This window comes from Thioalkalivibrio sp., from assembly GCF_041690275.1.
Taxonomy (GTDB): Bacteria; Pseudomonadota; Gammaproteobacteria; order Ectothiorhodospirales; family Ectothiorhodospiraceae; genus Thioalkalivibrio.
The window spans coordinates 1-21,837 of the sequence record NZ_JAWLHP010000029.1 but is presented as its reverse complement, the minus strand read 5'-3'; the positions used below and the strand labels follow the sequence as shown (position 1 = coordinate 21,837).

The window sequence follows — 21,837 nt, the reverse complement described above, 5'->3', positions numbered from 1 at the left end:
GCTGCATCGCGGCTGGAAGCCGCTCCCACGGGACCCGGCGGGAGGTGATCCCGCACGGCGATGGGGGGCGTCAGGCCTCGGGGCGCATGTGCGGGAACAGCAGCACGTCCCGGATCGAGGGGGAATCGGTCAGGAGCATCACCAGACGATCGATGCCGATACCCTCTCCGGCCGTCGGGGGCAGACCGTATTCCAGGGCACGGATGAAATCGGCGTCATAGTGCATGGCCTCGAGGTCTCCCGCCTCCTTGTCCCGCGCCTGGGAACGGAACCGCTCGGCCTGGTCCTCCGGGTCGTTGAGCTCGGAGAACCCGTTCGCGATCTCGCGGCCGCCGACGAAGAATTCGAAACGGTCGGTGACGAAGGGGTCCCCGTCGCTGCGGCGGGCCAGCGGCGAGACCTCGGTGGGGTAGGCGGTGATGAAGGTGGGATCCAGCAGATTCGGTTCGACCGTCTTCTCGAAGACCTCGATCCACAGCTTGCCCAGCCCGTATTCGGGCTTCAGCGGAATTCCCAGCTCGCGGCAATGGGCCCGCATCCGCTCCGCATCGTCGAGGTCCGCGTCGCCGATCCCGGGGTTGAACGCGACAATGGACTCGCGCACCGTCAGCCGGGCGAACGGTGGCGCGACGTCGTGACGCTGTCCCTGGTACTCGATCACGGTCGTGCCGAGCACCTCCCGGCACAGCCCCCGCACCAGTTCCTCGGTGCGATCCATCAACTCGTGATGGGTCACGAAGGCCTCGTAGAACTCCAGCATCGTGAACTCTGGGTTGTGCCGCGTGGAGAGCCCCTCGTTGCGGAAATTGCGGTTGATCTCGAAGACCTTCTCGAAGCCGCCGACCACCAGCCGCTTCAGGAACAGTTCCGGGGCGATGCGCAGGTACAGGTCCATGCCCAGTGCATTGTGGTGGGTGACGAAGGGCCGCGCCGTGGCCCCGCCGGGAATGGCCTGCATCATCGGGGTCTCGACCTCGAGGAAACCGGCCCGCGTGAAGTACCGGCGGATGTGCTCGATGATCTGCGTTCGCCGGCGAAACAGGTCCCGCGTCTCAAGCGACGTGATCAGATCGGCGTATCGCTGCCGGTAGCGGGTCTCGAGATCCGAGAGACCGTGGAACTTCTCGGGCAATGGCCGCAGGCTCTTGGTCAGCAGTCGCAGTTCCGTCACCTTCACCGACAGCTCGCCGGTGCGTGTCTTGAACAGCGTGCCCCGCGCGCCCAGCACGTCGCCGAGATCCCACTGCTTGAAGGCCCCGTAGACACCATCCGGGAGGCTGTCGCGCTGCACGAACAACTGGATGTCCCCGGACATGTCGCGCACGGTCGCGAAACTCGCCTTGCCCATCACGCGCTTGCCCAGCATCCGGCCGGCGACCGCCACCTCGACGCCCGACGCCTCCAGCGCCTCCGGTTCGGTGGCGTCGTGCCGGGCATGCAGGTCGGCGGCCAGGCTGTCGCGGCGGAAGTCGTTCGGAAACGCGGGGCCGTCGCCGCGCAGGACCGCGAGCTTCTCGCGCCGTTGCGCGATCAGGCGGTTCTCGTCGGGATCCTGCGCGTCCATCGGTTTCACAGCCCGCTCTTGAGGCTGGCCTCGACGAACGGGTCGAGATCGCCGTCCAGCACCGCCTGAGTATTGCCCACTTCCACGCCGGTCCGCAGATCCTTGATCCGCGACTGATCCAGCACATAGGAACGGATCTGGCTTCCCCAGCCGATGTCGGACTTCGCGTCCTCCTCCGCCTGCTTCTCGGCGTTGCGCTTCTGCATCTCCATCTCGTAGAGCTTTGCCTTGAGCTGTTTCATCGCCGTGTCGCGGTTCTTGTGCTGGGAGCGGTCGTTCTGACAGGCCACCACGATCCCCGAGGGCATGTGGGTGATCCGGATCGCCGATTCCGTCCGGTTCACGTGCTGCCCCCCGGCGCCACTGGCCCGGTAGGTGTCCACGCGCAGGTCCGCGGGGTTGATCTCGATCTCGAACGAGTCGTCGATCTCGGGCGACACGAAGACCGCGGCGAAGGAGGTGTGGCGTCGGTTGCCGGAATCGAAGGGGGACTTCCGGACCAGCCGGTGCACGCCGGTCTCGGTGCGCAGCCACCCGAAGGCGTAATCGCCCTGAAAACGTACCGTCGCACTCTTGATCCCGGCCACATCGCCCTCTGAGAGCTCGATGATCTCGGTGCCGAAGCCCCGGCGCTCGCCCCAGCGGAGATACATGCGCAGCAGCATGTTCGCCCAGTCCTGGGCCTCGGTGCCCCCGGACCCGGCCTGGACGTCCAGGTAGGCGTTCGCGGCATCCATTTCGCCGGAGAACATGCGGCGGAATTCGAGGCCCTCGACCCGCCGGTTGATCTTCGCGAGATCGGACTCGATCGCGGAGACCGTCTCGGCATCCTCGTCCGCCTCCGCGAGCTCGAGCAGGGCCTTGCTGTCTTCCAGCTGCCCTTCGATCTCCCGTATGTCAAGGACTACCGCTTCCAGTTGCGCACGCTCGCGGCCGAGCGCCTGCGCCCGGTCCGGTTCGTTCCAGACATCGGGCGACTCCAGTTCGCGCATCACTTCCTCGAGCCGCTCTTCCCGCTCGGCGAAGTCAAAGATACCCCCTAAGGCCTTCCAGGCGGCCTTGCAGGTCAGCGATGTTGGCGTAGTAAACGTTCAGTTCCATGGGAGGTGCTTCCGGTCCGAAAAGCCGCTTAGTATAGCAAGACATCGGCCTGCACGGAGTCGCCGCAGGTTCCAGCCTCAGGTTCCCCAGGTCATCGCGGCGAGTGTCCGGGGCCGCCGCCAGAAGCGGCGCCAGTCACTCCGCCGCAGCCGCAGGACGGCGGTACCCGGGTCGTGCAGCCGCAACTCGTCGGCCGCGCCCTCGCGCAGACGGGTCAGGAGCGGGGCCAGGAGATCTCCGGACAGTGACCCGAGCATCTCATCGCGGCGCCCGGCGTGCTCCGCACGCTGGAGCGCATCCAGCACGGCGAGGTCCGCCTCGCGGCACAGCGGGTCAGCCGACCACGCCACCCCGGCAGCCTCCGCCAGCCAGGCGGCGATCGCCCCGCCCCCGGCGATGCCGCGCACCGCGGGTGTGCCGTCGCGAATGCCCGGCGACCAGAAGCAGAGCCCATGCACGGGAGCATGCCCCCTGCGCGCGCGCTCTGCGTTCACTGGATGGTTGAACCACGCCATCTGCACCGCGGTGCCGAGCACCTGCAGACGCCGGGCGGCCGGGCTCTCCAGGCGCGGGGTGCGGATCGGCCGGCCAACCGCGGCCGAGGGCGGTGGCATGTCCCAGTCGCCCTCGGCATCGAGTTTCAGCTCGAACAGGCCGGGTGAGGTCTCGCGAAGCGCGGCCGACGCCGCCTCAAGCTCGGGAAGAATCGACTGCACGAGCGCCGCACTGTCCTCGGGGCCGAGGTCCCCGACCGCCTGCGCCACGACGTCGGTCATGCCGGCAGTCAGCGAGACCGGCACCGCGAGCCAGCGCCGTCGACCCGAGACGGAAGGCCTGAAGCCCAACCGGGCGGCGGCCGCGTCCTCCCAGCCGACGGCGGTGCTCGGCGCCATCTCGCCGCGCCCGAGTATCTTCGCCAGCAGCCCGGGCGTCCTCGGGTCAGGCGCATCACCCCGCCGGCTCCAGAGTCCGGGTACCAGCACTTCGATCGGCCGGGTCATCTCGGGGGTGAATCGGCGCGTTCGTGGTCGGGCTCCTCCCCCCCCTCGTCGACATAGGGGAAGCGGACGTGGCCATAGCGCAGCACGAGAACCGCCAGCGTGATGAGCAGGATGCCGAAGGCGGCGCCCATCAGCTGCCAGAACTCCATCGCCTTCATGTCGATGATGATGTAGCGGGCCAGGGCGACGATCGCAATGTACAGCGGCAGGCGTACCGGCAGGCGTCCGGACTTGTAGTAGATGCCGACCATCGCCAGCACCTCGAGAAAGATGAACAGCAGCAGCAGGTCCGCCAGCGTGACCTCCAGGTTGCGCACCATCAGCGCGATCTCCTGGAGGATGGCGATCACGGTCGCCACTGCAATCACGGCCAGCACCGCAATCTCGGTCCCGTGCAATGCCCGCCGGCTCAGTCTGTCCAGATTCATACCATCCCCAGTGTTGTCGACCGCACCCCGCGCGGTGCCGCCCCATCCCCCCGCCGCAACGGCAAACGGCGGAATCGGACACGCGCCGAACTCGGGTCACCAGTCTATCCGTCACCGTCCCCGACGGCCTAAAGTATCCCGGCGATTCTTGCGGTCCGGGAGGCCCGCATCCCGGCCGTCATCGGCCGAAGGCACAGATCTCAGCGAGCGTGCAGCCCGTGCACATCGGCCGTGACCGGCAATGTCGCTTGCCGTGTTCCACGATCAGCGCATGCAGCTGGTTGAGTGCGCCGGCATCGGCGCCCACTTCGCCCTCGACATGAAGCCGCAGTTCCTCGTAGGCGGCGCGTTCCGGAAACCATCCCAGCCTTGCGAAGAGACGGCGCGTGTAGGCGTCGACCACGAAGACCGGCCGGCCGAAGGCATACAGCAGGATGTCATCCGCGGTCTCGGGGCCGATTCCGTGCACCCCCAGCAGCGCCGTTCTCAACCGCGGCGTGTCCCAGTGCATCAGCATCTCCAGTCCTCCGCTGCGCTGGATGAAGCGCACGAGACTCACCAGGCGCCGCGCCTTCACGTTGAAATAGCCGCTCGGCCGGATCAGCGCCGCCAGTTCGGGTTCCGGCAGCGAGAGTATGCGTTCCGGGTCGAGGTGATCCGCCTCGCGGAGGTTTGCGAGCGCCCGCTCCACGTTCTCCCAGCGCGTGTTCTGCGTCAGCACCGCGCCAACGACCACCTCGAAGACGGAGTCCGCGGGCCACCAGTGCATCGCCCCGTAGGCGCCATCCAGGCGGCGCAGCAGTTCCCGCGTGTCCGGGGCGCTCATGCGGACGGTCTCAGCGGGCGCGCTGCGGATTCCGGGTGCCGGCGGAAGACGGCCGTCCGCGCTTGCGTCCGCCCGTGCGCCTGCCTGCAGGCCGCGGGGGCCGGAGGCCTGCCGCGTCGTACAGCGCCCGTATCTCCGCGTCCTCGAGGTTGCGGTAGTGTCCGGTCTTCAAGCCGCGGCCGAGTTCCACCGGCCCGTAGCGGATCCGGATCAGGCGGCTGACACTCACGCCCACCGCGTCCCAGAGCCTGCGCACGAGCCGGTTGCGTCCCTCGGTGACGGTCACGTGGAACCAGTGGTTCGCTCCTTCGCCTCCCGCATCCAAGAGGCTCTCGAACCGGGCCTGACCGTCCTCCAGCTCCACGCCCTCCAGCAGCGACTGTTGCATGGATGCCGGCACTTCCCCCAGCACCCGCACCGCGTACTCGCGCACCAGTGCGCGCGACGGGTGCATCAGCGCGTGGGCCAGGGCACCATCCGTGGTGAACAGCAGCAGTCCCGACGTGTTCAGGTCCAGACGGCCAACGGAGACCCAGCGCTGACCGCGTAATCTCGGCAGGGACGCGAACACGCTGCGGCGTCCCTCGGGATCGGAGCGGGAACAGATCTCGCCCTCGGGCTTGTGATACGCCAGCCAGCGCGCGGCGCCCACCCTCGTGCTGACCGGACGACCACGGACGTGGATGGTGTCATCCGGATCCACCTGCTCGCCCAGTTGCGCAACCCGGCCGTTGACCCGGACCTCGCCGCGTTCGATCCAGCCCTCGATCTGCCGCCGGGAGCCAAGCCCCCGGGCCGCGAGATATTTCTGCAGACGCTCCGCCATCTTGAAGGCTCGCAAGGGCTGACTATGATGGCTGCCGACGATACACGAAAAAGGAATCCGTGCCATGACCCGGAAGAGCCAGTCCCTGAACATCGCCGTGCTCACCGTCTCCGACAGCCGCAGCCTTGAGGACGACAGCTCCGGGGCGACACTCGCGGAACTCCTCGAGGGCGCCGGTCATCGCCTTGCCGACCGCCGGCTGGTCCGGGACGACATCTATGCGATCCGGGCCGAGGTCTCGCGCTGGATCGCCGATCCCGGGATCGACTGCATCCTGGCCACCGGGGGTACCGGCATCACCGGCCGTGACGGCACCCCGGAGGCCGTCGTGCCGCTGCTGGACAAGACGATCGAGGGCTTCGGCGAACTCTTCCGTCATCTCTCCTACGAGGAGATCGGGACCTCGAGCCTCCAGTCGCGCGCGCTGTCGGGCGTTGCCAACCGGACCTTCATCTTCGTGCTTCCCGGCTCGCGCAATGCCTGCCGGACCGCATGGACACGAATCATCGCGGCACAGCTTGATTCCGGTACCCATCCCTGCAACCTGACCATGCTGATGCCGCGGCTGGCCGAGTGAGAGCCGGCGGCGCTCCCTGCCGGCAAGCGGAACGCGTTCAATCCCTCGCCTCGTCATCCACTCCAAACCAGACCTCGCACATGCGCAGGATGAATACGCCGAGCGTGAGCACGAAGATCGCACCGACCAGCGTCAGGATCTGCGGGTTCTCCATGTACTTGGCATCCACCACCAGCACCCGTGTCAGGGCCGTGATGGCAATGTAGACCAGGAAGCGCACCGAAAGCCGATTGGTCTTGAAGTAGATCGCAACCATCGCGGCGAGCTCGATCAGCAGGAACAGCAGCAGCACGTCGCCGAGATCCGGGCCGCCCTTGTCGAACACCTTCCCGACCTCGATGATCGTCGCCCAGAGGATTCCGAACCCGGCCAGGAACAGAAGCACCAGCTGGAAGGTCTCCGCCATCCTGATTCCGACCCGCTTGCTCAGCGAGAAGACTTTGTCCGACATGTCTGGGTCGTCTCCTGATTGATGCATCGCTGCGGGTCGGGTGAACACCCGGATCACACCGAACCGCACGCAGCGCCGCGGCGCGACCGGCGCCCGGTTCCACGGAAGGAATATAGTCGAAGCGTGGCGATTCTGAAGGGATGGGCGCCGGGCCATTCCGGGGGTGAGCCCGGCGGGGCCTTAGTGGCCGGATTCCGGCTCCTGCGCGGCGCCGCCATCGGGCTCCCCGGTCACCGCCACCCGCGGGTCCGCCGGCTCCCCGCCGGGCAGGTCAACCAGATCGCGCAGCGCATCCAGCGGCGGCAGCTCGTCCAGCCGGCCGAGACCGAGGTCATCCAGGAAGGCCCTCGTGGTCGCGTACAGGCCGGGCCGACCCGGCACCTCCTTGTGCCCCACCACGTGCACCCAGCCGCGCTCGGTGAGTGCGCGCATGATCTGCGTGCTCACGGCCACGCCCCGGATCTCCTCGATCTCCGCGCGGGTCACCGGCTGACGGTAGGCGATGATGGCGAGTGTTTCCAGAAGCGCGCGGGACAGGCGCTGGGGACGTTCCGGCTGTGCCGCCTGCACGTGCCCGGAAAATCGCTGGCGCACGCGAAACCGGTATCCGCCTGCGGACCGCACCAGTTCGATCGACCGGTCCCGGTAATGGGCCGAAAGGCGTTCCAGCGCCGTCTCGATGTCCGCACGCCCGGCGCTGTCGTCTGCAACGGCGCAGGCGGCCATCAGGTCCTTCACCGGCACCGGCTCCGACGCCGCGAACAGGACCGCCTCCAGCACCAGCTCGATCCCGGGTTCGTCCGGTCCGGGGATGACTGCGTCCGGTGGCGTCGACTTCCCGTTCGTCATTCCGCGTCGGCCGCCTCTGTACGACGCCGCACCTGGATGGGACCGAAGGGCGCGCCCTGGCCCCACTCCAGCAGACCCGCCTTGCTCAATTCAAGCACTGCGAGAAACGCGACGACCACACCCGGCCGTCCTTCATCCACGATCAGGAGATCGACAAAGTCCACGAAGCCTTCCTGATCTTCCAGGGACCCGAGTATCCGCGCCATGCGCTCGCGCACCGACAGGGCCTCGGCACTGATCTGGTGGCGGGCGCGCAGACCGGCACGCCGCAGCACACCGACCAGCGCCTCCATCAGGTCCTCGAGCGCCGGTGCCGGCGCGGGCGGACCCAGGAGGGCGTCGCGCGCCGCATGCGCGTGGAAGACGTCGCGCTCGAGCCGCGGGATCGCATCGAGACGCTCGGCGGCCGCCTTGAAGCGCTCGTACTCCTGGAGCTGGCGGATCAGCGCGAGCCGCGGGTCGTCCTCCTCTTCCGCCAATGCGGGGGGCCGCGGCAGCAGCACGCGGGACTTGATCTCCGCGAGCAGCGCAGCCATCACCAGGTATTCGCCCGCCAGTTCCAGGCGCATGGCCTGCATCACCTCGATGTAGGCCATGTACTGCCGGGTGATCTCGGCGATCGGAATCGAGAGGATGTCCAGGTTCTGGCGCCGGATCAGGTACAGAAGCAGGTCGAGCGGACCCTCGAAGGACTCGAGAAAGACCTCCAGTGCATCCGGTGGGATGTAGAGATCCACCGGCAACGCCTCCAGTGGACTGCCATGCACGCGGCAGGACCACTCGCCATCCCCGGCGGCCGCTTCGAGCTCGACGGCATCCGCCTCCGTCATCCCCTGTCAGTCCCGCCTGCCGTGGACATGCTCAGCCGACGCACATCGCTTGGCCGCACTGGAGCCCATCACCGGAGATAATCCAGACCCATTGCATGGCGCACCTCGTCCAGCGTCTCCCGGGCCTCCTCGCGCGCGGCCTCGGAGCCTTCGTTGACGATACTCCTGACCAGTGCCGGGTCGGCGGTGTATTCCCGGGCCCGTTCCTGGATCGGCGCAAGCTCCGCCAGCACCCCCTCGATCAGCGGGCGCTTGCAGTCAACGCAGCCGATACCTGCGGTCCGGCACCCGGCCGCGAGCTCCTCGCGCGTGGACTCGGGCGTGTAGACCTGATGCAGCCCCCACACCGGACACTTGTCGGGATCCCCCGGATCGGTGCGGCGCACGCGCGCCGGATCGGTCGGCATGGTGCGTATCTGCGCCTCCACCTCGCCCGGCTCGGCACGCAGGCTGATCGCGTTGTTGTAGCTCTTGGACATCTTCCGGCCATCGAGACCGGGCATCTTCGCGGTCGGAGTCAGCATTGCCTGAGGCTCGGGAAGGATGATCTTGCCGCTGCCCTCGAGGTAGCCGAACAGGCGCTCTCGATCCGCGAGCGAGATGTTCTGCTGGCCCTCGAGGAGCGCCCGGGCGATCTCCAGCGCGTCTTCCTCGCCCTGCTCCTGGAAGCGGCGGCGCAGGTCCCGGTAACGTCGCGCCATCTTCTTGCCCATCTTGTCGATGGCGGCCTCCGCCTTCTCCGCAAAGCCCGGCTCGCGGCCGTAAAGGTGATTGAACCGGCGCGCGATCTCGCGGGTTACCTCCAGGTGCGCGACCTGGTCCTCCCCGACCGGAACCAGTCCCGCACGATAGGCGAGGATGTCGGCACTCTGCAGTACCGGATAGCCCAGAAACCCGTAGGTCGCCAGATCGCGTTCCCGCAGCTGTTCCTGCTGATCCTTGTAGCTTGGGACGCGTTCGAGCCACCCGAGTGGCGTGAACATGGACAGCAGCAGGTGCAGTTCGGCGTGTTCCGGCACCCGGGACTGCACGAAGACCGTCGCCGCGCTGGGGCTCACGCCCGCAGCGAGCCAGTCGATCACCATGTCGGATACGTGCTGACCCATGTCTCCGGGCGCTTCGTAGTGCGTGGTCAGCGCGTGCCAGTCGGCGACAAAGAAGAAGCACTCGTAGCTGTGCTGGAGTTCCAGCCAGTTTTTAAGCACACCGTGATAGTGGCCCAGATGCAGCCGGCCGGTCGGGCGCATGCCGGAGAGCACGCGCCGGTTCGTCCCCTGATTGCTCACGAAAGACTTCCTCTTGGGTTTACAGCCACTGACCTGATTATCACGGAAGCTCCGCCGTTGGCGAAAGGCGGGCGCCATCCGCAATCGCCGGGCGCGCAGTCCTGGTCACCGGTGCATCCGGGTACCGGTCGCGCGCATTAGAACATGCCGCGGGCGAAACCGAACACCAGCGCCAGCAGCAACACGGTCTGATCCCGGCCGTTGATCAGCAGCCGTCCATCCTCCATGCGCAGCCGGCTGCTCAGGATTCCATTCTCGATCTGTGCCCATTCCTCACTGACGGCGAGCTCCAGCAAGGTCTCCAGGTCCATGGCCTCAGTGGCCTCCAGTCCGGTCTCGGTCTCAAGGAGCGCGGCCACCTCCTCAAGGAGAGCGAGACCGGCCTCCAGGTCCAGATCCAGCGCGATCGACTCCAGCGGGCGGGCGGCAAAGTCCTCCGCGTCCCCGCTCAAGCCGAGATCCATGTTCAGGCGGACGTGCTTTCCCGGTTCGCTGTTCAGGCGGAGATGCCCCCTCAGCAACGGGTCGTGTTCGATCATCCGCTGCAGACCGTCCAGGAGCATGCCGAGCAGCAGCCCGGTCTGCAGGTCGGCAGCCAGCGCCATCGCCCGCACGCCCTCCAGATCCTCCATGAACCGGAGCAGCGTCGGCCGGTGCCACCGCAATGCGGTGAGCTGCAGATCCAGTGTCTCGAGTTCGAGCCCGACGGAGCGCAGTTCCTCCGCCCGCACCCGCCACAGGCTGTCCAGGCGGTCGGCAGCCGAATTCTGGTTGGAACTCATCTGCAGGGATTCCAGACCCAGCACCTCGCGGTTCCCCAGCGTCAACGAAATGAGCTGCGATCCGAGTCCGATGTCGTAATCCGGCAGGGAGCCGTATCCGCCATCCGGCTCCGGATGCACCACCAGCCCGAAGTACAGCTGCTCCAGAAGCAGGCGTTCCTGACCCTCAGCGAGGTCCAGCAGATCCGTATCGAAGCTCAGGACCATCCGCTCCGGCGAATAGGCGACGCCGCCCTGCCCTGCCCCCAGATGGAGGCGGAAGGGGAGCGGTTCCGCCTCGGGGTCCGCATCTCCGGAGATGAGCACCGGTCGGCTCGACAGCCGCGAGCTGATCCCGCCCCCGAGACCGAGCCAGCTGTCCGCGCGAGGCCGGGCCTGGGCCAGGACGGCGGCCCAGGGGGCAGGAATCCTTCCCGCGGATCGTCCGGGAACGGTGCGGGTCTGGACCGCGGCTCCCAGCAGCCGGTGATCAATCCGGTGCTCCAGCTCGACCTCGAAGTCAAGCCCCTTTCCGGACACTTGCAGCACGCTGGTGGCATGGGCCCCGTACCTTTCGCGCTCGTAGCGGGTAACCGCGTGATGGATCCGCAACCCGCCCGCGTGGCCGGTATACGCGTTGTCGAGGGCATTTTCGATCTGCACACCGACGTAGATCGGCCACGCCGCAGCGGCCACCACAATCAGCAGCAGGGCAATCAGGATCTTGCGCAAGGGATCTTCCCGGACAGTCCGGATCTCGCCGGGGACCGCACCACGAACCGCGGATGCGCCGCGCTCAGGCCGAGCCCTTCAGTCGAGCGACCGCCGTTAATCGCGTTCACTGGAATCGATGATGGCATCGTCGCAGTATAACCAAGACCGCCGGCTCCGCTGCATTGCCCGCGGGTCCTCCCGTGGCGCCGACACGAACGCGTCACTCCAGGAAATCGACCCGCCCCAGCCCGTGCCGCACCACTTCCGGGACGGCGCCGGTCAGGTCGATCACCGTAGTCGCTTCGAGAGTCCCCGCACCGCTGTCGACGATGGTATCGACGACGCGCCCGATGCGCTCGTCGATCTCCCACGGCTCGCTCAGCGGATGTTCGTCGCCGGGAAGGTGCAGGGTCGCCGACATCAGCGGCGACCCGTGCTCTCTGAGCAACTCCTGGACCACTCGCGAGTCCGGAACACGCAGGCCGACCGTACGCCGCTTCGGGTGCTGCAGGCGCCGGGGCACCTCCCGCGTTGCCGGCAGGATGAAGGTGTACGGGCCCGGCGTCAGCGCCTTCATCAGCCGGAAGGCGGTGTTGTCGACCTTCGCGTACACGCCCAGTTCGGACAGGTCCCGGCACAGCAGCGTCAGGTGATGCTCCTCGCCCACCTGCCTCAGCCGCCGGATCCGCTCCACACCCGCCTTGTCGCCGATCCGGCAGGCGAGCGCGTAGCAGGCGTCGGTTGGCAACACGATGACCGCACCCTGCTCCAGCCGCTCCACCGCCTGCTTGATGAGCCTTGGCTGCGGGTTTTCGGGATGGATGGTGAGAACGCTCATGACCGACCGCACCGTTGCAACTGAAACGCCGCATCATACCAGCTGTGCGCCTGCCGACGCCGGATGCGGAGTCTGTATACTGCCGGCTGCCGAATACCCGAAGACGATCGACCCGGGGGAACCCCACATGCTCTACGTGATCCTTGGCCAGGACCGTCCCGGCAGTCTCGAGAACCGGATGGCGGCCCGCCCCGAGCACCTGTTGCGCATCGAGGCGCTGCGCGATGCAGGCCGACTGGTCCTTGCTGGCCCACTCCCGGCGGTGGACAGCCCCGATCCCGGTCCGGCCGGCTTCACCGGCAGCCTGATCGTCGCGGAATTTCCATCGCTCGCGGAGGCCGAAGCATGGGCCCATGCCGATCCCTACCTCACCACGGGCGTCTTCAGTCAGGTGCGGGTTCACCCGTTCAAACGGGTACTGCCCTGATACCGAACCACGCACGGTGCACGCCGATGCGGCGCCTGCCGCCCGCAACCATCCCCGGAGCCGCCGATGAATACCCGCATCGCCCTGATCCTGCTGACCGCGCTTCTGCCGGTACTGACTGCATGCGACCCCCCGGAGCCCGAGGCCGGACCGCCGCTGGCGGATGCGGAGACCCTGGCGCTGGTGAACGACGTGCCCATTACGCGGACGGATCTCTTCACCTATGTCGGGCTCGAGGCGGCGCCGGACACGGCGAACGCCGAAGACCTCCTGGACGAGCTCATCAAGCTCGAACTCCTGCGCCAGCAGGCCGTCGCCGAGGACCTGCACCAGGAGGAAGAGACGCGGGTCCTGCTGCGGAACCTCGAAACCAACATCCTGGCGTCGCAGTTGATCGAGCGCAGGACCGAGGCCATGCAATTCTCCGATGCCGAGATTGAGGCCGAGTACGAGGCCCGGATCGAGGAGCTCGCATCGGAGGAATACCGGGCCCGCCATATCCTGGTGCCGACGCCCGAGCCAGCGCGCGACCTGATCGAACAGCTGGATGCGGGCGGCGATTTCGCCGCACTGGCCGAGACACACTCCATCGACGCCTCCGCGTCCGAGGGCGGCGACCTCGGCTGGTTCGTGCCTGAACAGATGGTCCCGCCCTTCGCCGCGGCCGTCGCCGGGCTCGAACCCGGCGAATATACGCGCGAACCCGTCGAAACCCGGTTCGGCTGGCACGTGATCCGACTCGAGGAGACGAGAGACGTGGAACGGCCGCCCCTGGAAGAGGTGCGGCCGCTGATCGAGGAGATCCTCGAGACCCGCAGGCTGCGTGCCTATGTGGAAGAGCTGCGGGCCGACGCGCGCATCGAGTTCCCGATCCGGCCCCAGCAATAGCGGCACCAACCCTGATGGCCCTGCATCACTCCTGACGATGCAGGCCACTCCCCCGCTTGCCGGACCCATCCGCTGCCGGCGCCCGGCTCAGTCGATCGAGAAGCTCTCGCCGCACCCGCACTCGGCGGTCACGTTCGGGTTGTTGAAGACCAGTTGACGCGTCAGTCCCTCGGACACGAAGTCGATCTCCATGCCGTGCACGAAACCGAAACTCTTTTCGTCCACGTAGATATCCAGTTCGTCACCCACGCGGAAGATCATGTCGTCGTCCCGGGGCTCGCGCACGAGATCGACCACGTACATCCAGCCGGAACAGCCCGTGCGCTTGACCTCCAGACGGAAGCCAATGGCAGCCGGGTCCGACTCCATCTGCTTGAGGATATGCTGCGTTGCCTTCTCGGTCGCCCGGACGCGATCCGCCTCCGGGACCTCGGCTGCGACGCTGCTGCCATCAACGGCCATGGTACTCATCTTGCTGACTCTCCTAATTGATGTAAAAGGTGGCGCGAGCGCAATTCTCAATCCCAGCGATCGTCGCGGACCTGAACCACACCGCCCTCGACCCGCACCGGGAAGGTCGTGATCGGCTCGTAGGCGGGTGCACTCAACGCCTCACCGGTACGCAGGCAGAACTCCGCTCCATGTTGCGGGCAGGTGATGCGGTCGCCCTTCACCTCGCCGCCGGCCATCGGGTAGGCCTCGTGCGAGCACATGTCCTCGATCGCGTAGAACCCGCCCTCGACGTTGAAGACCAGGATCGGCACATCGTCGACGTCCACCTGGCGGTACATCCCAGGCTCGATCTCTTCCTCCGGGGCGACGTCGACCCAGTCGCTCATCAGAACATACCCGTCTGCAGTCGCGCGGCCTCACTCATGCGCGAGGCATCCCAGGGCGGATCGAAGACGACCTCCACGTGCGCATCCTCGACGGTCGGCACCTCCATCACGCGCTGCCAGACGTCGCTGGCGATCACATTGCCCATCCCGCATCCGGGTGCAGTAAGTGTCATATCGATGGAGACGCGGCGGCCGCCCTCGGGGTTCGGTTCGATCTCACAGCGGTAGATCAGACCGAGATCCACGATATTGATCGGAATCTCGGGGTCGTAGCAGCCGCGCATCTGGTCCCAGACCATCTTCTCGACGTCCTCGTCCGAGGCATCCTCGGGCAGCTCCGGGCTCGGTACCGCCTCCTTGCCCAGCGCGTCGGCATCCTTGGCGTCGACCCGGAACAGACGGCCCTGCGCCATCACGGTGTAACTGCCGCCGAGGGCCTGGACGAGACCGACCTCGCCACCCGCCCCCATCATCACCTTCTGCCCTTCCGGGACGGCGATGGCCGGGCAGTCCCGAGTGAGCGTGATCATTTCCTGAACCTGCATGGCCTCATTTCTCCTTGCGCGCCGCGCGATCCCGACGTTAAGCGATGACTTCCATCACCCCCGCCTCGGGGAGACGTGCGGCGAGCCGACGTTCGATACTGGTGCGGATCGGAGCCAGTCCCATGCGCTCGAGGACCTCATCGGCGAACGCGAAGACCAGCATTCCCCGCGCGGCTTCCGCGTCGATGCCACGACTGCGCAGGTAGTAGAGCGAGGTCTCGTCCAGCTGGCCCACCGTCGCCCCGTGCGCGCACTTCACGTCGTCCGCGTAGATCTCCAGTTCCGGCTTGGTGTCGATCTCGGCGTTCGGCGACAGTAGCAGGTTGGCACTGTGCTGCTGTGCGTCGGTCTTCTGCGCGCCGCGTTCCACCAGCACCCGGCCCTTGAACACGCCGCGGCCGTGACCCTGACCGATACCGCGGTACTGCTCCCGGCTGGTCGTGTGCGGCGAGGAGTGATGCACTCGGGTATGCGTGTCCACGTGCTGGCGCCCGCCGACCAGAAACAGACCGTTCAGCTCGATCTCCGCACCCGGCTCGGTGAGGTCGATGTTCAGGTCGTGCCGAACCAGGCGGCCGCCGAGATTCACGTTGTGGGAGGTCACGCGGCTGTCCCGGCGCTGCTGCACGAAGACGCTGCCAATGTGATATGCGCTGTCCGCATGGTCCTGAACCAGGTAGTGGCGCACCTGCGCTCCGGCCTCGGCCCGCAGCTCGGTCACCGTGTTCGTAAAGCCGTTGGCGCCTTCCAGATCCGCGTAGTGCTCAACGATGGTCACCTCGGAGTCCTCCGCGGCATGCACCAGCACGCGCGGGTGGTGCCACGCGGCCGGAGTCCCCGCCGATCCTGCCAGCAGCAGATGCACCGGTCGTTCCAGACGCACCCCCCTGCCCAGCATGATCACTGCTCCGTCGTTCATGAAGGCCATGTTCGCGGCCGCGAAACTGGAGAAACGGTCATGGGCGAGCGTCCCCAGCAGCGGCTCGAGACGATCCGCCTCGCTGCCGAGCATGCCCGAGAGGCTGCGTACGACCGCCCCGTCGGGCAGGCCGTCGAGGTCCGAAAGCTCGGGTCGGAACCGCCCATCCACGAAGACCATGCGGTGGGCATCCATTCCCTCGAAGCCCAGGCCCGCAATCGTCTCGGGGGACACCGGCACAACCACCTCGGCGGTTGCAAAGGGCTTGGTCGCGATCGGGCGCACGTTGGTGTACTTCCACTCCTCCTGGCGCGGGTCGGGGAAGCCCGCGGCGGCGAAGCGCTGGGCCGCGCCGCGGCGACGGCCGGCCAGCCACTCCGGGAGGTCTGCCGGAAGCCCGTCCTGTACCTGTTGGACCTGTTCCGCGTAGTGCTGACTCAGGGCATTCGCGCTCATGCCGCCTCCTCGATGATGCCCTGGTAGCCGCTCCGCTCGAGCTCCTGGGCCAGGGTCTTGTCGCCGGACTTGATAATGCGCCCGTCCGACAGGACATGAACGAAATCGGGTTCGATGTAGCTCAGCAGGCGCTGGTAGTGCGTGACCAGCACGATCGCGCGATCGGACGAGCGGAGCTTGTTCACACCCTCCGACACGATCTTCAGCGCATCGATGTCCAGCCCGGAATCGGTCTCGTCGAGCAACGCGAGCTTCGGCTCGAGCACCAGCATCTGCAGGATCTCGTTGCGCTTCTTCTCGCCGCCGGAGAACCCGGCATTGACGGCGCGATGCAGGAAGCTCTCGTCCATCTGCATCATCTGCAGCTTCTCGCGCACCAGCTTGAGGAACTGGAAGGTGTCCGCCTCGGGTTCCCCGCGGTGCTTGCGCTGGGCGTTGTAGGCCTCCTTCAGGAGGTAGATGTTCTTCACGCCCGGGATCTCCACCGGGTACTGGAAGCCGAGCAGCATGCCCGCGCGGGCCCGCTCCTCGGGCTCGAGTTCGAAGAGGTTCTCGCCGAGGTATTCGGCGGTCCCGCGCGTTACCTCGTAGCCATCGCGGCCGCCGAGCACCTGGCACAGGGTGCTCTTTCCGGAGCCGTTCGGCCCCATGATCGCGTGCACCTCGCCAGGCTTTACCTCGAGGTCGATGCCCTTGAGGATGGGGGTGCCGTTCTCCACCCGGGCGTGCAGGTCGTTGATCTTCAGCATGGCTGTATCTCCTGGGTCATTTTTGGTCGGCCTCCCGCCGGTGGGCGGTCAGGCCGATCAATATTCGTTCCGTTCAGGCTCAATGGTGGGCCCGCTGCGCTTGGCCCACCCTGCGGGACTACGAGGCATTGCGTAGGGTGGGCCAAGCGCAGCGGGCCCACCTCGATCTCAGGCGGTCGCCGAGTGCTCTACGGCCAGCTCGCGCACCCGGAACAGCAGGGCCTCGAGCCCCGCGCGCCGGGTCGGGCTGAGTGCGCTCTCCAGACCCATCGGCCCGAACATCTCGTAGGGATCGGTCGCCAGCACCTCTTCCGGTGTCTTGTCCCGGAAGGGCAGCAGCATCAGGGCCATCAGGCCGCGCACCGTGGCGGTCTCAGCATCGGCCTCGAGGACCAGCTTCGGGGGGTCCTCGTCGCTGAGGTGCGCGACCAGCCAGGCCTGCGTATTGCAATCCTTGATCCGGGTCTCCTCCGTGAGCTGCTCAGGCGGCAGGTTCGGCATCTTCCGTCCCATGTCCTCGATCATCTTGTAGCGGTCTTCCCAGTCCGGAAGCATCTCGAAGGCTTCCATCAGTTCCTGCATCTTCATCTGTTTCTCCTCCAGATCGTCGGATTGCAGCCCGGCTCGCGCAATCAGCCGACCGCGCCTTCCAGCGATACCGCCAGCAGGGCCTGGGCCTCCACCGCGAATTCCATCGGCAGCTCGCCGAAGACCTCCTTGCAGAAGCCGTTCACGATCATGTTGACCGCATCCTCCTCGGAGATTCCGCGCTGCTTCAGATAGAAGATCTGGTCATCGCCGATCTTCGAGGTGGTCGCCTCGTGCTCGATCTGGGCGGTCGGGTTCTTCGCCTCGATGTACGGATAGGTATGCGCGCCGCAGCGGTCGCCCAGCAGCAGCGAGTCGCACTGCGTGTAGTTGCGCGCGCCCTCGGCGCTTCCGACGACCTTCACCAGCCCCCGGTAGGCGTTGTTCGCCCGTCCCGCGGAGATGCCCTTGGAGATGATGGTGCTCCGGGTGTTCTTGCCGACGTGGACCATCTTCGTACCGCTGTCGATCTGCTGCAGGTTGTTGCCCACCGCGACCGAGTAGAACTCGCCCACCGAGTTGTCGCCGAGCAGCACGCAGCTCGGGTACTTCCAGGTGATCGCGGAACCGGCCTCGACCTGGGTCCAGGAGATCTTGCTGTTGCGGCCGCGGCACTCGCCCCGCTTGGTCACGAAGTTGTAGATGCCGCCCTTGCCTTCCTCATCACCCGGGTACCAGTTCTGCACCGTGGAGTACTTGATCTCGGCATCGTCCAGTGCGATCAGCTCCACCACCGCCGCGTGCAGCTGGTTTTCGTCGCGCTGCGGCGCGGTGCAGCCCTCGAGGTAGCTCACGTGCGAGCCCTCCTCGGCGATGATCAGCGTGCGCTCGAACTGGCCGGTGTTCATCGCATTGATGCGGAAGTACGTCGACAGCTCCATCGGGCAGCGCACGCCCTTCGGGACGTACACGAAGGAGCCGTCCGAGAACACGGCGGCATTCAGCGCGGCAAAGTAGTTGTCGCCGGCAGGAACCACCGAGCCCAGGTACTTCTCCACCAGCTCCGGGTGGTCATGCACCGCGTCGGAGAACGAGCAGAAGATCACGCCGGCCTCGGCGAGCTTTTCCTTGAAGGTCGTCGTCACGGAGACGCTGTCGAAGACCGCGTCCACCGCCACACCGGCCAGCCGCGCCCGCTCGTGCAGCGGGATGCCCAGCTTCTCGTAGGTCTCGAGCAGCTTCGGATCGACCTCGTCGAGGCTCTTCGGGGCGTCATCCTTCGGCTTCGGGGCCGCGTAGTAGGAAATGGCCTGGTAGTCGATCTTCGGGTAGTGGACGTGCGCCCAACTCGGCTCGCGCATCGTCAGCCAGTGCCGATAGGCCTCCAGGCGCCACTTCAGCATGAACTCCGGCTCCTTCTTCTTCGCCGAGATCGCACGGATCACGTCCTCGTTCAGCCCTGGCGGCAGGATCTCCTGATCGATATCCGTGCTGAATCCATACTTGTATTCGCGCTTGATCAGTTGCTCGACGTCTTGGGATTGCGTGGACATGGTTCTCGCTCCGGTTGGTCTCGATGAATCGTTCAGAGTGCTGCCGCGCGGGCCCCGCCCCAGGTCACCGGCACCGGAACCGTGCCGGTGATCAGGTCGTTGAGCGTGACGACGGACAGGGCCTGGCGAAAGGCCGCGTTGATGTGCACCCAGTGCGGACGGGTATTGCAATTGCTGTGAATCTGGCAGTCCAGTTCCTCGGTCATGCATTCGGTCAGGGCGATGGGACCCTCCACCGCTTCGATGATCACCGCGAGGCTCGTGTCTCCCGGGCGCCGGGCCAGGCGGTATCCGCCGTTGCGGCCCTGAATCGACAGCAGGACCCCGTGATCCCTGAGCAGCTTCAGCAGCTTGACCACGGTCGGCATGGCAATCCGGGTGTTCTCCGACAGCTGCCGGGCGGTGATTCCCTGCACACCCTGCTCCCGTGCGATCTCGGACAGGATCACGATGGCGTAGTCACTGAGCTTGCTGATTCGTAGCATGGTTCCGGAGGCGCTCCGTTAAACAGTACCGATCCGGTCAAACAGTACCTATTTGGTCCCATTTTACCCGAAAAAGGAGGGGCGTTAACGCCCCCGACCTGATTCATGACTGCAAAGGATGCCGACAGCCCACGGCCCCGGCAATAAACACCCCGCGATACAGGGAAACCCGGTTCCGGCACTGCCACCCGCAATGCAGGACGCAAGATGCAACGCGACGCCGCACGGGTCCAGTGCCCTTACAATGAAGTGATGTTCCGCGCATCCACGAAGCAATGACGGCCTCCGGGAGCCGACTGTTCGTGTATGGCACCCTGTTGCGCGGTCTGAGCCGGGCGCAGGTGCTGCATGGGGCGCGGTTTCTTGGTCCTGCGCTGGTCGAGGGGCAGCTGTTCGATCTCGGGCGCTACCCGGGTCTGCGCCCGGGACGCGGCCTTGTCGTCGGCGAGATCTGGGATGTCGATGCCGCGACACTGCGCCGGATCGACCGCATCGAGGACTTCGATCCCAGTGATCCGTCCGGATCGCTCTACCAGCGGGTGGAGATACCGGCCCGCAGTCTCTCCGGAACACCGTTCGCGGCAGCCACCTACCGCTACAACCGCAGACCACCCGGCAATGCACGCATCGTCCACGGCGACTACCGCCGGTACCTGCTGGAAAACCGCCCGGGACAGCAGCCGATGGTCGCCTACGGGTCCAATCTCCGTCTGTCGCGCATCCAGAAACGGATCGGTCCGGTGGGCCGACGCCGGCCCGGCACCTTTCCGGGCTTCCGCCTGAGCCTCGAGAAGCGTGCGGCGGGCAGAGCCCGGGTGGTAGCGAACCTGCGTTTCACCGGCCAGGACCGCTGCCCCGGTGCCCTGCACCGGGTGGAGCCCTGGCAACTCCAGGCCATGGACCGGTTCGAGGGGACTCCGGATCACTACCTGCGCGTCGCGCTCCCCTTTCGGCCGGACGGCGCGCGGGGCCTGCGCCTCGCCCACACCTGGATCGCGCATCCCGATCGCGTGACGACGGGCCTGCCGGTGGCGCCCGGTTACCTTGCGCACCTGCGCGCAGGCTATCGGGAATTCGGGTGGGCGCAGGCACCGATCGACCTGGCGGTGGGGGATCTGGCTGAGGGGACGGACGAGGGATGAAGAAGGGTTCTGCCCCGGTTCACGCCGCATCGCGGCCGGAGGCCGCTCCCACAGGGGCTTCGTGGGAGCGGCTTCCAGCCGCGATCGACCTCGGCCATGCCACACAGGCCGCTCCCACAGGGGCTTCGTGGGAGCGGCTTCCAGCCGCGATCGGCCTCGACCATGCCACACAGGCCGCTCCCACGGGGGCTTGGTGGGAGCGGCTTCCAGCCGCGATCGGCCTCGGCCGTGCCGCGACGCCGGGAGCTTGCACCACCCAACACCTTCGGATGCGGAACCGCCGGCAGGGTTGGGTATACTGGCGGCCCCACTGCGGTTCGCCACGGCCGCCGCAGCGGCTTGCCACAGGTGCGATGCCCCATCCCGCAAACGAACCGCCCGGCCGCTCCGGGCGCCAGACAGTCCCACCGACCCAAAGGAACGAATACATGTCCGACCTCAAAGCCGTCATCGAGGCCGCCTTCGAGCGGCGCACCCAGATTACCCCCCGCAACGTCGAGACCACGGTGAAGGACGCCGTGCGCGAGACCATTGATCTGCTCGACCGCGGCAGCCTGCGCGTCGCCGAAAAGGTCGACGGGCAGTGGACGGTGCACGAGTGGCTGAAGAAGGCGGTGCTGCTCTCCTTCCGCATCGAGGAAAACCAGTTCATCAAGGGCGGTTTCACCAACTACTACGACAAGGTCCCGTCCAAGTTCGCCGACACGAGCAGCCGCGACTTCCGCTCGGGCGGGGTTCGCGTGGTGCCCCCCGCCACCGCGCGCAAGGGCGCGTACATCGCTCCGAACGTGGTGCTGATGCCTTCTTACGTGAACATTGGCGCCTACGTGGACGAGGGCACGATGGTCGATACCTGGGCCACCGTCGGATCCTGCGCCCAGGTGGGCAGGAACGTGCACCTGTCCGGCGGCGTGGGCATTGGCGGCGTGCTGGAGCCGCTGCAGGCGGCACCGACGATCATCGAGGACAACTGCTTCATCGGTGCCCGTTCGGAGATCGTGGAGGGGGTGATCGTCGAGGAAGGAGCCGTGATCTCCATGGGGGTCTTCATCGGCCAGAGCACGCGCATCTATGACCGCGAAAGGGACGAGATCACCTATGGCCGTGTGCCCGCCGGGGCGGTGGTGGTCTCCGGCACCCTGCCCGCGAAGGACGGCAAGTACTCGCTGTACTGCGCGGTGATCGTGAAGCGCGTGGACGAGAGGACCAAGGCCAAGGTCGGGCTGAACCAGTTGCTTCGGGAGGTGCAGGGCT

The 21,837-nt window shown here is 66.7% G+C and carries 25 protein-coding genes; 5 read left to right on the top strand and 20 right to left on the bottom strand.

The genetic code is table 11. From position 1 onward, the window contains the following. Positions 1-70: 70 nt before the first annotated feature. From lysS to rluB, 6 genes are all read right to left on the bottom strand, one after another. Entirely contained in the window at positions 71-1,564 is a 1,494-nt protein-coding gene (lysS, locus tag ACESMN_RS07355; RefSeq protein ID WP_373052962.1) for a lysine--tRNA ligase, read from the bottom strand. A gap of 5 nt (positions 1,565-1,569) precedes the next feature. Next, positions 1,570-2,665 (bottom strand): peptide chain release factor 2 gene (gene prfB / locus ACESMN_RS07350; RefSeq protein WP_373052947.1). Its coding sequence is split into 2 segments (ribosomal slippage): positions 1,570-2,592 and positions 2,594-2,665, totalling 1,095 coding nucleotides; the frame shifts between segments, so codons are not numbered across the junction. A gap of 77 nt (positions 2,666-2,742) precedes the next feature. Further along, the gene (locus tag ACESMN_RS07345) at positions 2,743-3,666 is read right to left on the bottom strand and encodes a hypothetical protein (protein WP_373052946.1); all 924 of its coding nucleotides are present in this window, start codon (positions 3,664-3,666) and stop codon (positions 2,743-2,745) included. Beyond that, positions 3,663-4,094, bottom strand: a complete 432-nt coding sequence (locus ACESMN_RS07340; RefSeq protein WP_373052945.1) for a phosphate-starvation-inducible protein PsiE — start codon at positions 4,092-4,094, stop codon at positions 3,663-3,665. Before ACESMN_RS07340 ends, ACESMN_RS07345 begins: the two co-directional genes overlap by 4 nt. 178 nt (positions 4,095-4,272) lie before the next feature. After that, complete coding sequence (locus tag ACESMN_RS07335; RefSeq protein WP_373052944.1) at positions 4,273-4,920, bottom strand: endonuclease III domain-containing protein; 648 nt, start codon at positions 4,918-4,920, stop codon at positions 4,273-4,275. A gap of 10 nt (positions 4,921-4,930) precedes the next feature. Further along, positions 4,931-5,746 carry a 23S rRNA pseudouridine(2605) synthase RluB gene (rluB, locus tag ACESMN_RS07330; RefSeq protein WP_373052943.1) on the bottom strand — a complete coding sequence of 272 codons (816 nt, stop codon included), beginning with the start codon at positions 5,744-5,746 and terminating at the stop codon, positions 4,931-4,933. Positions 5,747-5,810: 64 nt separating this feature from the next. Between rluB and moaB the strand changes: the two genes are divergently transcribed. After that, positions 5,811-6,323 (top strand): molybdenum cofactor biosynthesis protein B, encoded by a 513-nt coding sequence (gene moaB, locus ACESMN_RS07325; protein WP_373052942.1) that lies wholly within the window; start codon positions 5,811-5,813, stop codon positions 6,321-6,323. Positions 6,324-6,360: 37 nt separating this feature from the next. Here moaB and ACESMN_RS07320 read toward each other — a convergent pair whose 3' ends face one another. The 6 genes from ACESMN_RS07320 to ACESMN_RS07295 form a co-directional block, all read right to left on the bottom strand. Beyond that, on the bottom strand, positions 6,361-6,774 hold the full coding sequence (locus tag ACESMN_RS07320) for a phosphate-starvation-inducible protein PsiE (RefSeq protein WP_373052941.1): 414 nt from the start codon (positions 6,772-6,774) through the stop codon (positions 6,361-6,363). A gap of 180 nt (positions 6,775-6,954) precedes the next feature. Further along, positions 6,955-7,623: an SMC-Scp complex subunit ScpB gene (gene scpB / locus ACESMN_RS07315; RefSeq protein ID WP_373052940.1), complete on the bottom strand. Its 669-nt coding sequence runs from the start codon at positions 7,621-7,623 to the stop codon at positions 6,955-6,957. Next, positions 7,620-8,453: a segregation and condensation protein A gene (locus ACESMN_RS07310; RefSeq protein WP_373052939.1), complete on the bottom strand. Its 834-nt coding sequence runs from the start codon at positions 8,451-8,453 to the stop codon at positions 7,620-7,622. The genes scpB and ACESMN_RS07310 overlap by 4 nt, the downstream gene beginning before the upstream one ends. 68 nt (positions 8,454-8,521) lie before the next feature. Continuing rightward, the gene (locus ACESMN_RS07305) at positions 8,522-9,739 is read right to left on the bottom strand and encodes a tryptophan--tRNA ligase (RefSeq protein WP_373052938.1); all 1,218 of its coding nucleotides are present in this window, start codon (positions 9,737-9,739) and stop codon (positions 8,522-8,524) included. A gap of 137 nt (positions 9,740-9,876) precedes the next feature. Continuing rightward, positions 9,877-11,232 carry a DUF945 family protein gene (locus ACESMN_RS07300; protein WP_373052937.1) on the bottom strand — a complete coding sequence of 452 codons (1,356 nt, stop codon included), beginning with the start codon at positions 11,230-11,232 and terminating at the stop codon, positions 9,877-9,879. A 202-nt stretch (positions 11,233-11,434) separates the two neighbouring features. Continuing rightward, a complete protein-coding gene (locus tag ACESMN_RS07295) occupies positions 11,435-12,052 on the bottom strand; it encodes an L-threonylcarbamoyladenylate synthase (RefSeq protein ID WP_373052936.1) in 618 nt (205 codons plus the stop codon). Positions 12,053-12,179: 127 nt separating this feature from the next. On the opposite strand from ACESMN_RS07295, the gene ACESMN_RS07290 reads away from it, so the two are divergent. After that, complete coding sequence (locus ACESMN_RS07290; RefSeq protein ID WP_373052935.1) at positions 12,180-12,479, top strand: YciI family protein; 300 nt, start codon at positions 12,180-12,182, stop codon at positions 12,477-12,479. Between the two features lie 66 nt (positions 12,480-12,545). After that, positions 12,546-13,367, top strand: coding sequence for a peptidylprolyl isomerase (locus tag ACESMN_RS07285; RefSeq protein WP_373052934.1), 822 nt, complete (start codon positions 12,546-12,548; stop codon positions 13,365-13,367). A gap of 87 nt (positions 13,368-13,454) precedes the next feature. Here ACESMN_RS07285 and ACESMN_RS07280 read toward each other — a convergent pair whose 3' ends face one another. The 8 genes from ACESMN_RS07280 to ACESMN_RS07245 form a co-directional block, all read right to left on the bottom strand. Further along, on the bottom strand, positions 13,455-13,838 hold the full coding sequence (locus ACESMN_RS07280; protein WP_373052933.1) for a HesB/IscA family protein: 384 nt from the start codon (positions 13,836-13,838) through the stop codon (positions 13,455-13,457). Between the two features lie 47 nt (positions 13,839-13,885). Further along, positions 13,886-14,206 (bottom strand): non-heme iron oxygenase ferredoxin subunit, encoded by a 321-nt coding sequence (locus ACESMN_RS07275; protein ID WP_373052932.1) that lies wholly within the window; start codon positions 14,204-14,206, stop codon positions 13,886-13,888. Further along, positions 14,206-14,751, bottom strand: coding sequence for a putative Fe-S cluster assembly protein SufT (gene sufT / locus ACESMN_RS07270; protein ID WP_373052931.1), 546 nt, complete (start codon positions 14,749-14,751; stop codon positions 14,206-14,208). Before sufT ends, ACESMN_RS07275 begins: the two co-directional genes overlap by 1 nt. 37 nt (positions 14,752-14,788) lie before the next feature. Then, on the bottom strand, positions 14,789-16,126 hold the full coding sequence (sufD, locus tag ACESMN_RS07265) for a Fe-S cluster assembly protein SufD (RefSeq protein ID WP_373052930.1): 1,338 nt from the start codon (positions 16,124-16,126) through the stop codon (positions 14,789-14,791). Further along, the gene (sufC, locus tag ACESMN_RS07260) at positions 16,123-16,875 is read right to left on the bottom strand and encodes a Fe-S cluster assembly ATPase SufC (protein ID WP_373052929.1); all 753 of its coding nucleotides are present in this window, start codon (positions 16,873-16,875) and stop codon (positions 16,123-16,125) included. The genes sufD and sufC overlap by 4 nt, the downstream gene beginning before the upstream one ends. A 168-nt stretch (positions 16,876-17,043) precedes the next feature. Next, positions 17,044-17,463, bottom strand: coding sequence for a SufE family protein (locus ACESMN_RS07255; protein ID WP_373052928.1), 420 nt, complete (start codon positions 17,461-17,463; stop codon positions 17,044-17,046). A gap of 44 nt (positions 17,464-17,507) precedes the next feature. Next, complete coding sequence (gene sufB / locus ACESMN_RS07250) at positions 17,508-18,956, bottom strand: Fe-S cluster assembly protein SufB (RefSeq protein WP_373052927.1); 1,449 nt, start codon at positions 18,954-18,956, stop codon at positions 17,508-17,510. Between the two features lie 32 nt (positions 18,957-18,988). Next, entirely contained in the window at positions 18,989-19,441 is a 453-nt protein-coding gene (locus ACESMN_RS07245) for an SUF system Fe-S cluster assembly regulator (protein WP_373052926.1), read from the bottom strand. 275 nt (positions 19,442-19,716) lie between these two features. Between ACESMN_RS07245 and ACESMN_RS07240 the strand changes: the two genes are divergently transcribed. Together ACESMN_RS07240 and dapD are read left to right on the top strand one after the other, a co-directional pair. Next, a complete protein-coding gene (locus tag ACESMN_RS07240; protein WP_373052925.1) occupies positions 19,717-20,583 on the top strand; it encodes a gamma-glutamylcyclotransferase in 867 nt (288 codons plus the stop codon). Positions 20,584-21,011: 428 nt separating this feature from the next. Then, the coding region (gene dapD, locus ACESMN_RS07235) for a 2,3,4,5-tetrahydropyridine-2,6-dicarboxylate N-succinyltransferase (protein WP_373052924.1) at positions 21,012-21,837 on the top strand (826 nt) is incomplete at its 3' end.

Excerpts from the sequence above, each read along its gene's own strand:
- lysS (WP_373052962.1), bottom strand. The coding sequence starts at position 1,564 with ATGGACGCGCAGGATCCCGACGAGAACCGCCTGATCGCGCAACGGCGC.
- ACESMN_RS07345 (WP_373052946.1), bottom strand. The coding sequence starts at position 3,666 with ATGACCCGGCCGATCGAAGTGCTGGTACCCGGACTCTGGAGCCGGCGG.
- ACESMN_RS07340 (WP_373052945.1), bottom strand. The coding sequence starts at position 4,094 with ATGAATCTGGACAGACTGAGCCGGCGGGCATTGCACGGGACCGAGATT.
- ACESMN_RS07335 (WP_373052944.1), bottom strand. The coding sequence starts at position 4,920 with ATGAGCGCCCCGGACACGCGGGAACTGCTGCGCCGCCTGGATGGCGCC.
- rluB (WP_373052943.1), bottom strand. The coding sequence starts at position 5,746 with ATGGCGGAGCGTCTGCAGAAATATCTCGCGGCCCGGGGGCTTGGCTCC.
- moaB (WP_373052942.1), top strand. The coding sequence starts at position 5,811 with ATGACCCGGAAGAGCCAGTCCCTGAACATCGCCGTGCTCACCGTCTCC.
- ACESMN_RS07320 (WP_373052941.1), bottom strand. The coding sequence starts at position 6,774 with ATGTCGGACAAAGTCTTCTCGCTGAGCAAGCGGGTCGGAATCAGGATG.
- scpB (WP_373052940.1), bottom strand. The coding sequence starts at position 7,623 with ATGACGAACGGGAAGTCGACGCCACCGGACGCAGTCATCCCCGGACCG.
- ACESMN_RS07310 (WP_373052939.1), bottom strand. The coding sequence starts at position 8,453 with ATGACGGAGGCGGATGCCGTCGAGCTCGAAGCGGCCGCCGGGGATGGC.
- ACESMN_RS07295 (WP_373052936.1), bottom strand. The coding sequence starts at position 12,052 with ATGAGCGTTCTCACCATCCATCCCGAAAACCCGCAGCCAAGGCTCATC.
- ACESMN_RS07290 (WP_373052935.1), top strand. The coding sequence starts at position 12,180 with ATGCTCTACGTGATCCTTGGCCAGGACCGTCCCGGCAGTCTCGAGAAC.
- ACESMN_RS07285 (WP_373052934.1), top strand. The coding sequence starts at position 12,546 with ATGAATACCCGCATCGCCCTGATCCTGCTGACCGCGCTTCTGCCGGTA.
- ACESMN_RS07280 (WP_373052933.1), bottom strand. The coding sequence starts at position 13,838 with ATGAGTACCATGGCCGTTGATGGCAGCAGCGTCGCAGCCGAGGTCCCG.
- ACESMN_RS07275 (WP_373052932.1), bottom strand. The coding sequence starts at position 14,206 with ATGAGCGACTGGGTCGACGTCGCCCCGGAGGAAGAGATCGAGCCTGGG.
- sufT (WP_373052931.1), bottom strand. The coding sequence starts at position 14,751 with ATGCAGGTTCAGGAAATGATCACGCTCACTCGGGACTGCCCGGCCATC.
- sufD (WP_373052930.1), bottom strand. The coding sequence starts at position 16,126 with ATGAGCGCGAATGCCCTGAGTCAGCACTACGCGGAACAGGTCCAACAG.
- sufC (WP_373052929.1), bottom strand. The coding sequence starts at position 16,875 with ATGCTGAAGATCAACGACCTGCACGCCCGGGTGGAGAACGGCACCCCC.
- ACESMN_RS07255 (WP_373052928.1), bottom strand. The coding sequence starts at position 17,463 with ATGAAGATGCAGGAACTGATGGAAGCCTTCGAGATGCTTCCGGACTGG.
- sufB (WP_373052927.1), bottom strand. The coding sequence starts at position 18,956 with ATGTCCACGCAATCCCAAGACGTCGAGCAACTGATCAAGCGCGAATAC.
- ACESMN_RS07245 (WP_373052926.1), bottom strand. The coding sequence starts at position 19,441 with ATGCTACGAATCAGCAAGCTCAGTGACTACGCCATCGTGATCCTGTCC.
- ACESMN_RS07240 (WP_373052925.1), top strand. The coding sequence starts at position 19,717 with ATGACGGCCTCCGGGAGCCGACTGTTCGTGTATGGCACCCTGTTGCGC.